We start from the raw sequence: 11,983 nt of genomic DNA, 5'->3' as shown, positions 1-11,983 counted from the left end.
TCTTTCTTCTCATTTCTTTCTTCTAATATCTACCTACTATTTTCTAACATCTGCCTTCTAACATCTGCCTTCTAACATCTGCCTTCTAACATCTGCCTTCTAATTTCTACCTTCAAATCTCCCATCCCCTAATATATAAGAGAGGAACAGTAATTGAGGAACTTTATCTGCTATGAGTTTTACAATACTCAAAAAAGGGACAAAAACAATCATTCCAGAGGCGCCCCATAATATGCCACCAAGTAATATAACCACCAAAATGGCTAGTGCGTTAATCTTAAGGCGACTCCCTACTACATATGGAAAAATAACATTAGCTTCTAATACTTGTACGAAGGCAAAGACTAAAACTACACCTATTGGGGGCCAAATGGAATTGAACGTAATCCAAGAAATAGCGATGGGTAATAAGGAGGAAATCATTAGACCGATATAGGGAATGAAAGTAAACAATGAAGCGGCAAAACCAAATAAGATAGGGTAGGGTACGCCGATTATTGCAAGACCAAGACTATTCAAGATTCCTACGATAGCATAAACGAGGAGCATGCCTTTGGCAAATTGATAGTATTCTTTTATGAAACTATGAACGATTTCCACGACAACAAGGCTTTGATCTTTTGAAAAGAGGGAACATAAAGCCATAACCATTAAATGTCTATAATACAGTAATAAAGCTGAAAATAAAGGAACAATAAGTAAGTAATACAAGGTTTCAGTTAGAGAAGTTAGTACACTGCGTACAAATGCAAGCGCTTGCGAACCTGTTAAATTTAGATTGTTTTTTAAATACAACAATTGTTTCTCTGAGGTAAATCCAAATTGCTCACTCAGAAACTTGCTAAGTTGTTGAAGGGTTATTTCAAGTTGTTTTTCCAGTTGTTGCCATTCATGGGTGAATTGAATTATTTGTGTAATGAATAAGAACAGCAGGAGAAACAACAATACAAAAACTAAGGATAAACTCACTGCTATAGCCCCACCTTTGGAAAAGCGATGGGTTTCTAGCCATTGGCATATAGGATAAAGAAGGAAACTCAACAATAACGCAAAACTTAAAGGGATAAATAAAGTTTTGCCGAAATAAAGTAGGAGCAAGCTAACAAGTAAATTAGGTAAAAATAAAAAAATAGGCCATGAGGTACTAGTGTTTTTGAATGAAGGATGTTCAGTAGAGTTAGGCATGGTGTTCTTTTTGTATTTCGAAATAAACTACGAAATCATTGACTTCAACAAGATACAAAAAAAACAGTAAAAATTGATTTGTTTAATGTAAGTTATTGAGCAGTAGTGCTTAGGTAATAAAATCAATTTAGTTCACCTAAAGTTAATTGCCAAGGAGTAATAAGGCAAAATGTATTCATTCAAATTGTTTTATTTCTTGTTGTTTTAGATTTAGATTGATGAATTTTAAATTAATTGAAGCGATAAAGTAAGTTTTTGCTTAAATTAGTTTAATAATTTGACCTTTGAAAAGCATGAGAAATACAACATCATTCGGGAACAAATTGATTAAGTATTGGAACAAATTGGGACCAGGTTTAGTAACTGGAGCCAGTGATGACGACCCCTCTGGAATAGCTACTTATTCTCAAGCGGGTGCTGCTTATGGTTTGTCCACCTTGTGGACCGCAATCATTGCTTTTCCATTGATGGCAATAATGCAACAAATGTGTGCGAGAATTGGAGTAATTACTGCAAAAGGTTTGACAGGAACGATAAAAGAATTCTATCCCAAGCCAGTGTTGTACTTGATGCTTTTATGTAGTTTTCCTGCAATTGTTTTGAATATTGGTGCCGATATTGCTGGTATGGGAGCGGTAGGAAATCTCCTGTTCCCATCTGTTGATGCTACTTATTTTAGTGTCCTGTTTACTTTGATGTTATTGGGAGCGATGGTGTATTTACCCTATCAAAAAATAACTTCCATTCTTAAGTATTTGTGTATTATTATGTTGGTGTATTTTATTGTCCCGTTTTTATATCAACAAGATATAAAAGAGATAGTTCAAGCTACTTTTATCCCCACGATTGAGTTCAATAAAGGGTTTGTTGCTGTTATTGTTGGGATTTTAGGAACTACCATTTCACCATATCTATTTTTCTGGCAAGCGGCTGTAGAGGTAGAGGAAATGAAACATAAAAGCAAACACGTTATAATTAATAAAAAACTAATTCACGAAATCAATAAAGATGTGGATTTTGGTATGACAATTTCGGGTATGGTGATGTATTTTATTATTTTAACCACAGGAACCGTACTTTTTCATGGTGGAGTGCATCAAATTGAAACCGTTGAGCAAGCAGCTAGTGCCTTAAAGCCATTGGCGGGGAATTTTGCGTATGTATTGTTTGCTTTTGGTGTTGTAGGGACGGGATGTATTGCTATTCCTGTCTTAAGTGGCGCACTCTCTTATAGTATTACAGAAACTTTTGGATGGGAACAGGGTTTAGATAAAAAATTTCACGAAGCAAAAGGCTTTTATAGTATTATTGCAATTGCCTTACTCTTGGGGTTGTCTTTGAACTATATTGGTATTACACCCATTCAATCCCTGATTTACACCGCTATTTTATATGGAATAACAGCACCTGTACTAATGGTAATGATTCTACATATTGCCAATAATAAGATAATTATGGGCAAAAATGTTAACAGTGTAACAGAAAACCTCTTGGGTGTAATAGCATTGCTTATTATGTCTATTGCGGCTGGGGTGTTGCTGTATTTGCAATGGACGACTTAGGAATTTCTTATTAGACAAGTTAAATTTTAAAATGTGAGGTTTTTAAAACACGTGGTGGGCAATAAACATAACCGATACTCAATTCAGAAAAATCAGCTTGACCTAAATTTGAATTGATAGTTGCTCCTATAAAAACATTGTGCTGTGGAGCTTTTTTTGCTGTGATGGCATAATAACGTAAGCCCAAACGCGAAGAAACATATTGTTTTATTTTGGCTTTAACTCCAAACTCTTTTGCAATATAGCCTGTTGCGGTATAACTTCCATTGTTCACATACCAATCTAGTTTATAAGCTGGTTTGTAAAGATTTATTCCTAATGCTGCTTCAACACTGAAATGGTGTATTAAAACTTCAACATTGCTAAATACTCCGAAAGCAGTGGCGTTTTGATAGGGGTTTTTTTTCAATTCTGGAAAATGAGTCGAAATGATACTCCCTTCTTCTTTGATATAGTCGTAATAATCTTCATAAAATCTATAATAGCAGCTTAGTCCATATTTGAACGATTGGTTCCATATTCTTCCTATGTCAAAGGAAGCGGTGTATACATCTTTTAATGTATTGTAATTTCTAAAGAGTGTTTTTTGTCCTAAACCCAATCGAGTACCATAATAGGTCTGTATCTCAGGTGATGCACCTTCAGTGGGTTCCTCTGATAATTGTGTAGTGTTTTTTGTAAAATTGAATTCGGTTTTGACGGTAGCCAAATAAGAATTTAAACCCAGATTAGGCCAACGGGTATGACCATTGGAAAAGTGGGTAAGTCCTCCACCAATTTTAAGATGGAAGTCTTTGTGATGCACTACATCATAATACAAAAAGGAACGAAAAGCCCAAGTAAAGTGTGTTGAAATAGCATGGTTGCCTGGATTAGTCACTTTATCATAGATAAGATTATTATAGGAACCACCCAACCCTACTTGAAAACGAATTCTATTAGTAACCTTATTCAAAACACCAAAATCGAAGAAAGGCATTACAGAAATGGCATAGCCAACTTTTTCTTGATTTCCAAAATCGGCATAAGAAAGTAATATACCTGTTTTAGGATAGTTGAGAAGTTCAGCCCAATTACCCTTGTCATAGGTAGTGGTACCAAAGCTAAGGTCAATACCTTGTTGAGTTTTTGTTTTTGGATAAGCACTGATGGGAGGTAGAGTTTCACCAATGGAATAACCAATGCCAATAAAGTTACTATTGTTTTGTTGGGGTCTAATTTGTTCTTGTGCAACCGCTATTGAACTAATTAATACAACTAAAAGTAGGGTTGTTTTTTTTAAAATCATTGATATGAAATCTATAATTTGATTTGGGGTATAAATCAAATTTAATATTTTTAACTTTTTCGAAAGATAGGGTAGTGGAATTAAAGATAATATATCAATCAAATAAATCCGAAGACAAATAGCGATCACCTCGATCACAAATAATCGCAACGATAACACCAGAATCTAGGGTGGCAGCTACTTTTAGAGCGGCTGCAACTGAACCACCACTACTCATGCCAGCAAAAATACCTTCTTCCTTGGCCAAACGATGGGTCATGGCTCGGGCTTCTTGCTCACTTACTTCTATAATTTGATCTACTTTGGAAGCATCAAATATTTTAGGTAAGTATTCTTGTGGCCATTTGCGTATGCCCGGAATTTGCGAACCATCGCTAGGTTGCGCACCTATGATCTGAATGGAAGGATTTTGCTCTTTTAAATAAGAGGAGGTGCCTATAATTGTCCCCGTTGTCCCCATGGCCGAAACAAAATGAGTAACGGTACCTTCAGTATCGCGCCAAATTTCGGGACCGGTCGTTTGGTAATGCGCCTTCCAATTGTTGGCATTGGCAAATTGATTGAGCATGACGTAACCACCCTGAGCTACTTTTTGATCAACATAATCTCTAGAGCCAATAATACCTGTACTGGCAGGGGTTTGAATTACTGTAGCGCCATAGGCTTCCATAGTTTGTGTACGCTCCTTGGTAGAATCTTCAGGTAAAACTAATTCTAACTTGATTTGGAACAGTTGGGCTATCATGGCTAAAGCGATTCCTGTATTGCCACTAGTTGCTTCAATTAAAGTATCTCCTTTTTTAAGTTCTCCACTTTCAATGGCATTTTTAATCATGTAATAAGCTGCACGATCTTTGACACTGCCACCCGGATTGTTACCTTCGAGTTTTAGAAGCAATTGTACGTTTGGATTTTGAACTAGATTTTGGCAGATAACTAAGGGCGTATTGCCTATTAGGTCGACTAATTTTTGGGGTTTCATGATTGTTTTTTTGCTTTAATCTTTACTTCGGTTGTGGTGGTATTCAAAACGGTTGAATGTGCGGGAATGGATTGGGTAATCCATGAATTTCCTCCTACTATACTGTTTTCACCAATGATAGTTTCGCCACCTAATATGGTGGCATTGGCATAAATACAGACATTTTTTTCTACCGTTGGATGACGTTTGGTGTTTTTCATGTCTTTACTCACACTCAAAGCGCCAAGGGTAACCCCTTGATAGATCTTGACATTTTCTGCTATCACGGTGGTTTCACCTATTACAATACCGGTAGCATGGTCAATGAAAAAGGGTGAAGCAATGGTCGCTCCTGCATGGATATCGGTACCCGTAATTCGATGGGCATATTCACTCATCAATCTCGAGAAAAGGAGCAAATCCAAACGATACAATTCATGACTCAAACGATAAATGGCAATGGCATAAAAACCTGGATACGCCAAATACACTTCTTCTATACTATTAGAAGCTGGATCGTTTATCAAAATAAATTCTGCATCTTGGTTAAGTTGTGCTAATACTTTTGGGAGTTGGGCTAAAAAACCATCCCAAGCACATTCACAAAGCGGCTCTTCTTTTTGGCAAGCTATTTGGGCAATCTCTTTGAATTGTCCCTCCAATTCATCAATACTTTCAGCCAATGAGGCATTGGTATCAAAAAGAGTATAAAACAGTTTTTCGGTGAAGGCTTCTGTTTTAGTTTTAATACTGTAGTGAATGTTCAAATGACTTTTGTGAGTCCGAATATTTTGAATGATTTGCTGTTTAGACACTTGTTGGAATTTTTAGTTCTATTCGAAGGGTAAAAATAAGAGGTTTTTTAGAGATGCCATCACTTTTTTTATGAATATTCTATCTTGTTGGTAGAAATGAATACGGTACTCCGTTTTACTTTTATGCAAGGCATAGGAAATAGGGAATAAAGTCTTATCGCGGACAATCCATGAAATTTAACGGCTTGCGGGTTAAATTTAATCGTTTAAATTCATCTAAAAAAAAACAGCGAAACTATAGAACTTCTCCATTGTTTCGCTGCTGTCTTTGGAAAAAATCAGGTTATTTTTTCTCCAATTGGGCAATTTTCTCCCAATTTTGATTTTCTTTCAAAGCAATCCCGATATAGACATCTACAAAAAAATCACTTTGTCTTCTAGGGTCAAAGGAGGTTTTGGATTTTGAAATTGGGTATGTATAGTGGCACTGCATCCTACAAAAATCAGGGCCAATAATAGTGAGGATAGTTTATTCATTGTTTTTGAGCGAAATGCGAATAGAATGATAACCAGAAGATTGTAATCCTAAAAGACCATATACGGTTGTTCCTTTTTTAATGGTTTTGCCCAATAAGTTGTACTCGTTAAGGTCATTCTTGAATTTTTTATTGGCGGTACTCGCTGCAATAATATTTCCCCCTGCTATGCCAGGGCCAATAATTACTCCTATAGGGAAGGAACTTGTTTGTTCTGTTACTCCGTAGGAATTGGTTTTGGTGGTGTTAAATTGTGTAGGGGTAAGCAGTAAATACCATAAATAAGAAGCGGGACTTTGTTTTAAAGTTTTAAAAATCGCTTGAGTTTCTAATAAAAAAACATCTTGACCATTGTCATATACAAACTGTAAGTCTTTACCAACGGTCCAATCTTTTTCGGAAGTATTAGTGATTTTTACAGCTATAAGTTTAGTGTTGTTTTTAGATTCTTTTTTAGCATACTTTTTTTCTAGCAAATCATATCTGTAATTTACAGTCACACCATTATTGATGTCATTGGAAAGATAGTTGAAACTAGATGGATTAATGGATTTGTAACTTGAGGCGCAACTGGAAAGAAATCCTATAAAAAAAAGAAAAAGGAGGGATTTTGAAAATGACATGATGTATAATTAATTTATTTAGTAAAATATTTGCAGGATTTTTATTGCATCAAATATACGATTTTGTAATAAAATTGATATAAAATTATAATAAATTTTGTAAGTTTTAATTTGTTATATATCAATGTTTTATCAAAATGTAAGGTGGAAAGTAATGTTGAAAATGTGATTTGTATTGTATCGAACCACTATTTTTTAAAGGTGTAAACAGCCTTTATAAAGTGAATTTTTGGATTCTGTTTTTGGTTGGCGCAATTGAAATAAAAAGCGCTTAATAAGGTAGCGGAAATGTCAAACTAAATAAAGATGCATAGATAAGGTAATTAGAAGAACTTACCTATATAAAACTGGCCAACATTAGTATAAATGATGGTAGATATAGCCTCCAAGTACAAAAAATAAATGCATAACTAGGAATACTTTCCAAAGTCTATCAGTAAATGTTGTTTTTTTTGTGGTGTAAAATAGAACTAAAGCGCCACATAAGAGCAGGAAACTGTATACGCCAGGATACATTAGAAATGCCGCTCGCCATTGGCCTTGACCAACCAAAAGTAAAGCACGTTGCAGTCCACAACCTAAGCAATCTATACCAAAGAGTGTTTTGAAAAGACAAGGTATCATATAGTTTTCTATGTGCATCATTGAGTATTTATACAATTTTACAAAAAAATCCTCAATACTTTTCTAGTAATAGGTAGCCCTATTTTTATTTCTTATTTTTGAACTTTTAAAATTGGTACTAATGAAAAAATGGTTAATAGCAATGATGGCAGTAGCCATTGGCGTAGCGTTCTATGAGCATAGTAAAGACCATCAAAATAAATTTATTTTGGTCGGAGCTATTGTTGTATTTATGTATGGGATGATGCGATTAAGTGCTAAAACTCCTAGTAAAAATCAAAAATCAGAGGATCATGATGTGGAATAAAGGCGATCAAGTTGCCGTATTGGATGAGGCAATTAATGGCAAAGTTGTAGGTGTAAATGGAACGCAAATTACTATCGAATCAGAAGAAGGTTTTTTGATGCATTTTGAAGCTCATGAGTTGGTGAAAGTAGAGCGCTCGCAAAATATGATGGAAAGTATTCGAAAAATGAATATAGAAGAAATCAAAAAGGAAAAAGCACTGCCAAAACCCCGAAGTTTTGTAAAAGAACGTAAAGAAAAGAGAGAAGCAGGGGTCCCTGAGTTTGATTTGCACATTGAAAAACTAGTAAAAAACAAACGAGGCTTATCTAATTATGATATTCTGACCATACAAACAGAAACAGCCAAACGGCATATCGAATTTGCTATAAAAAATCGCATTCCAAAAATTGTCTTCATTCACGGGGTGGGTGAAGGGGTGCTCAAAGCCGAATTGGATTTTCTATTAGGTCGGTATGATAATTTGGTGTTTCAAGATGCCAATTATCAAAAATATGGTTTAGGTGCTACCGAAGTGTATTTCAAACAAAACACCAAATAAAATCGTACGGCATTACAACAAAGAAATGATTTGAAAAGTAATGCGTGAAACCCGTGCAACTTTCTCTTTAGTTGCAATGAAACTCCCCTCTTGAGAGGGGCTGGGGGTGTGTTAGTATTTTGATTAGTTCATTGATTCTAAAATAAAAGCGGCTGTTCCAATCTTCGTCTGAAATCAAAAAGTGCTATTTAAAAAGTAATTCGTGATACTCGTGCAACAATCTCTTTAGTTGCAATGAAACTCCCCTCTTGAGAGGGGCTGGGGGTGTGTTAGTATTTTGATTAGTTAATTGATTCTAAAATAAAAGCGGCTGTTCCAATCTTCGTCTGAAATCAAAAAGTGCTATTTAAAAAGTAATTCGTGATACTCGTGCAACAATCTCTTTAGTTGCAATGAAACTCCCCTCTTGAGAGGGACTGGGGGTGTGTTAGTATTTTGAGCAGTTCATTGATTCTAAAACAAAAACGTCAGTTCCAATCTTCGTCTGAAATCAAAAAGTGCTATTTTAAAAAATAATTCGTGATACCCGTGCAATATTCTCTTTAGTAGCAGCGATACTCCCCTCTTGAGAGGGGCTGGGGGTGTGTTGTTTCGATGTTATAAGTAAAACTATAATGAGCATATTAGGAAAGGGTCGAATACGAAACACCTATTAATTTATTGTTAAAAATTCAATCAACTGATAAGTAAAATACTTCAAATACCATTATATTTATAAAATATTAACTACAAAACAAATATAATGAGAAGAATTTGCAACTTTATTTCAGGGGCTACCCTACTCTTGTTTTCAACTCTTGCTTTAGCGCAAGAGCCTACTTTTGTTACTTCTGTTGAAGGAATAAAAGAATTCAGCTTATCCAATGGGTTAAAAATTGTGTTACTACCAGACCCAGCTCAATCCAATGTGGTGGTCAATATTGTTTACGGTGTGGGGTCCCGTCATGAAGGCTATGGTGAGTCAGGTATGGCGCATCTTTTGGAACATATGTTGTTTAAAAAGTCGTCCAAATTTACCGATATCAAAAAAGCGATTGCCGACAAAGGAGCACAAGCCAACGGAACTACCTGGTACGATCGAACCAATTATTACGAAGTTTTGCCTGCCTCCGATGAAAACTTGAAATGGGCGTTGGAAATGGAAGCCGACCGTATGACTACAGCTACCATTCTGCAATCGGATTTGGATACCGAATTCAGTGTGGTGCGAAATGAATTTGAAATTGGCGAAAATAGCCAAGACCGCGTCTTGATGGAGCGCATTCTATCCACAGCGTATTTATGGCATAACTATGGTAAATCAACCATTGGTAGCAAGGAAGATATTGAACGAGTGCCTGCTAGTAAACTCAAAGTGTTTTATCAAAAGTACTACCAACCCAATAATGCTACTTTAGTGATTGGGGGTAAATTTGATGAGAAAAAAACACTGTCTTGGATCAAAGAGTACTTTGCTGCAATTCCAAAATCAAAAACAGAGATTGAAAAAACTTATACGGTCGAGCCAGCTCAAGATGGAGAAAGATTCGTTGAATTAAAACGCAACGGCGATTTGCAATACGTTGCCATGGCATACCATACTCCGAGCTATTCGGATAAAGATTATGCGGCCAATGAAGCCTTGTTGGCAATACTTACGAACAATCCTTCGGGTCCTTTATACAAAGCCTTGGTTGAAAGTAAATTATCAACCAATGTGTATGGCTACAGTCAAACACTACGCGATCCAGGTTTTAGCTATTTTGCATGCGAAATAGGTAAAGATAAAGATATCAATACCGTGCAGAAAGCATTTTTAGAAACTATGAATGCAGTGCCTACTATGACCTTTACCGAGGAAGAAGTTAAAAGGGCTAAAAATGAACTTTTGAAGTACTTTGAACAAACCTATAACAAAACGATCAATTTGTCTATTGCCTTGACAGAGTGCATCGGTGCAGGAGATTGGCGCTTGTTTTTCTTGAATAGAGACTACGTCGAGAAATTGACAGTTGCCGATATTCAAAGAGTGGCTCGTAAATACTATTTGCAAAATAATAGAACATGGGGGCGTTTCATTCCAGAGGCTTCTAGTGAGCGTGTAAAAGTAGAAGAAACAAAAGACATAGCGGCAGTTGTTGCGGGATACAAAGGTAAAACTTTGGAAGCGGCTACAGAGACTTTTGAAGCCACAGTTGCCAATATTGTTAAGGCAACGGAAGAAGGGAATTTAAAATCGGGAGGTAAATATGCGCTATTGGAAAAACCAACCAAAGGTAATAAAATCGAAGGTCGACTCATTCTAAGAATGGGAGATGAAAAATCCTTATCTCAAAAGAGTATGATAGCCCAATTAACGGCAAGTATGTTGAAATTGGGGACTAAAAATAGATCTAAAAAAGAGATTAATGATCAATTGGATCAGTATAAAACCTCATTATCTATTTCGGGTTCAGTTGACGGCTTGTTCGTTAGATTAAGTACGGATAAAGCTAATTTGAATAATGTTTTGCCCTTAGTGAATGATATTTTGCGCAACCCTTCGTTCAATGCCGAGGAGTTTGAAAAATTAAAATTGGAAACTAAAAACGGTATAGAAGCGCAACGTAACGAGCCACAAGTAGTGGCTAGTCAAGAAATGTATAGGCTAGCGTCTTTGTATCCTAAAACCCACCCGTATTACTCGGAGTCTATTGATGAAAGTCTTGCGATGTTGAATAAAATTTCGCTAGAAGACCTTAAAAATTTCTATAACACCTTTTATGGAGGAAATAATAGTGTGTCAGCATTTGTTGGAGGTTTAGATAAGCCCGTGATTAAGAAATTTTTAGGGGATACTTTTGAAAATTGGAATCCCAAAGTAGCTTACAAAAGAATTCCTACCCAATACTTTGAGGTGAAGGGAGTGGAGAAACAAATCCAAATTAACGACAAAACCAATGCGGTGTTGTTTGGACGAATCAATTTAAATGTAGGAGAGAAAAACCCAGACTATCCCGCAATTGAAATGGCCAACGAACTCCTTGGTGGAGGGGCGTTCTTGTCTTCTAGAATTCCACAACGTTTGCGCGAAGCAGAGGGAATGAGCTATGGAGCAGGTTCTTTTCTTCAAGCCAATGCGATTGATGCTAATGGTGAGTGGGGACTCTATGCTTTCTATAATCCCACGATGAAAGATAAGTTGAATAAGGCGTTGAATGAAGAAATTCAAAAGGCGATAGCCTCTGGCTTCACCAAAACAGAGTGGGAAAATTCATTGCAAGCTTGGTTACAAGGGAGACAAACGAACTTAGGGTCGGATGATTTTTTAGTAAGACAGTTACGAGAAAATTTAGACTTAGGCAAAACCTTTAAGGATTATGCAGAAATGGAAGCTAAAGTCAAAAAATTAGACGTACAGCAAATCAATAAAGCACTAGTGAAGTATTTTGATCCTAGTAAATTGGTCATCATACAAGCAGGAGATTTTGCTAAAAAAGCTGCTGTTGAAGTAAAATAACGCAAAGAGGCTGTCCATGACAGCCTCTTTTTTTTGTTTCTATGGGTTCTTTATTTATGCTATTTCTTATAGATGCCGTTTTTCAATCCCAAAAGTTTTCGGTACTAACTTCTCACCGTCACC

General features: G+C 36.1%; 10 protein-coding genes. 4 read left to right on the top strand and 6 right to left on the bottom strand.

Annotated elements, in window-relative coordinates:
* Positions 1-99: 99 nt before the first annotated feature.
* Complete coding sequence (locus ACZIX2_RS12655) at positions 100-1,185, bottom strand: AI-2E family transporter (protein WP_463340459.1); 1,086 nt, start codon at positions 1,183-1,185, stop codon at positions 100-102.
* 293 nt (positions 1,186-1,478) lie between these two features.
* On the opposite strand from ACZIX2_RS12655, the gene ACZIX2_RS12650 reads away from it, so the two are divergent.
* Positions 1,479-2,747 (top strand): NRAMP family divalent metal transporter, encoded by a 1,269-nt coding sequence (locus tag ACZIX2_RS12650; RefSeq protein ID WP_463340458.1) that lies wholly within the window; start codon positions 1,479-1,481, stop codon positions 2,745-2,747.
* A 19-nt stretch (positions 2,748-2,766) separates the two neighbouring features.
* Here ACZIX2_RS12650 and ACZIX2_RS12645 read toward each other — a convergent pair whose 3' ends face one another.
* From ACZIX2_RS12645 to ACZIX2_RS12625, 5 genes are all read right to left on the bottom strand, one after another.
* Complete coding sequence (locus ACZIX2_RS12645) at positions 2,767-4,035, bottom strand: acyloxyacyl hydrolase (protein ID WP_463340457.1); 1,269 nt, start codon at positions 4,033-4,035, stop codon at positions 2,767-2,769.
* A 94-nt stretch (positions 4,036-4,129) separates the two neighbouring features.
* The gene (cysM, locus tag ACZIX2_RS12640; protein ID WP_463340456.1) at positions 4,130-5,017 is read right to left on the bottom strand and encodes a cysteine synthase CysM; all 888 of its coding nucleotides are present in this window, start codon (positions 5,015-5,017) and stop codon (positions 4,130-4,132) included.
* Positions 5,014-5,811 carry a serine O-acetyltransferase gene (locus ACZIX2_RS12635; RefSeq protein WP_463340455.1) on the bottom strand — a complete coding sequence of 266 codons (798 nt, stop codon included), beginning with the start codon at positions 5,809-5,811 and terminating at the stop codon, positions 5,014-5,016. Before ACZIX2_RS12635 ends, cysM begins: the two co-directional genes overlap by 4 nt.
* Positions 5,812-6,280: 469 nt before the next feature.
* Complete coding sequence (locus ACZIX2_RS12630) at positions 6,281-6,910, bottom strand: hypothetical protein (RefSeq protein ID WP_463340454.1); 630 nt, start codon at positions 6,908-6,910, stop codon at positions 6,281-6,283.
* A gap of 357 nt (positions 6,911-7,267) precedes the next feature.
* Positions 7,268-7,534 (bottom strand): DUF2752 domain-containing protein, encoded by a 267-nt coding sequence (locus ACZIX2_RS12625; RefSeq protein WP_463340491.1) that lies wholly within the window; start codon positions 7,532-7,534, stop codon positions 7,268-7,270.
* 121 nt (positions 7,535-7,655) lie between these two features.
* Here ACZIX2_RS12625 and ACZIX2_RS12620 point away from each other — a divergent pair, with 121 nt between their 5' ends.
* The 3 genes from ACZIX2_RS12620 to ACZIX2_RS12610 all read left to right on the top strand — a co-directional run bounded on the left by ACZIX2_RS12620 (position 7,656) and on the right by ACZIX2_RS12610 (position 11,860).
* Positions 7,656-7,841: a hypothetical protein gene (locus tag ACZIX2_RS12620; RefSeq protein WP_463340453.1), complete on the top strand. Its 186-nt coding sequence runs from the start codon at positions 7,656-7,658 to the stop codon at positions 7,839-7,841.
* The gene (locus ACZIX2_RS12615; RefSeq protein ID WP_463340490.1) at positions 7,831-8,382 is read left to right on the top strand and encodes a Smr/MutS family protein; all 552 of its coding nucleotides are present in this window, start codon (positions 7,831-7,833) and stop codon (positions 8,380-8,382) included. The genes ACZIX2_RS12620 and ACZIX2_RS12615 overlap by 11 nt, the downstream gene beginning before the upstream one ends.
* Before the next feature lie 742 nt (positions 8,383-9,124).
* Positions 9,125-11,860, top strand: a complete 2,736-nt coding sequence (locus ACZIX2_RS12610; protein ID WP_463340452.1) for a M16 family metallopeptidase — start codon at positions 9,125-9,127, stop codon at positions 11,858-11,860.
* Positions 11,861-11,983 lie beyond the last annotated feature (123 nt).

This window comes from Flavobacterium riviphilum, from assembly GCF_055231795.1.
The sequence above is the reverse complement of the archived record's forward strand: the minus strand, read 5'-3'. Positions and strand labels throughout refer to the sequence as shown.

What these genes read in the sequence shown, in the direction of transcription:
- ACZIX2_RS12655 (WP_463340459.1), bottom strand. Translation starts at nt 1,185, where the DNA reads ATGCCTAACTCTACTGAACATCCTTCATTCAAAAACACTAGTACCTCA.
- ACZIX2_RS12650 (WP_463340458.1), top strand. Translation starts at nt 1,479, where the DNA reads ATGAGAAATACAACATCATTCGGGAACAAATTGATTAAGTATTGGAAC.
- ACZIX2_RS12645 (WP_463340457.1), bottom strand. Translation starts at nt 4,035, where the DNA reads ATGATTTTAAAAAAAACAACCCTACTTTTAGTTGTATTAATTAGTTCA.
- cysM (WP_463340456.1), bottom strand. Translation starts at nt 5,017, where the DNA reads ATGAAACCCCAAAAATTAGTCGACCTAATAGGCAATACGCCCTTAGTT.
- ACZIX2_RS12630 (WP_463340454.1), bottom strand. Translation starts at nt 6,910, where the DNA reads ATGTCATTTTCAAAATCCCTCCTTTTTCTTTTTTTTATAGGATTTCTT.
- ACZIX2_RS12625 (WP_463340491.1), bottom strand. Translation starts at nt 7,534, where the DNA reads ATGATACCTTGTCTTTTCAAAACACTCTTTGGTATAGATTGCTTAGGT.
- ACZIX2_RS12620 (WP_463340453.1), top strand. Translation starts at nt 7,656, where the DNA reads ATGAAAAAATGGTTAATAGCAATGATGGCAGTAGCCATTGGCGTAGCG.
- ACZIX2_RS12615 (WP_463340490.1), top strand. Translation starts at nt 7,831, where the DNA reads ATGTGGAATAAAGGCGATCAAGTTGCCGTATTGGATGAGGCAATTAAT.
- ACZIX2_RS12610 (WP_463340452.1), top strand. Translation starts at nt 9,125, where the DNA reads ATGAGAAGAATTTGCAACTTTATTTCAGGGGCTACCCTACTCTTGTTT.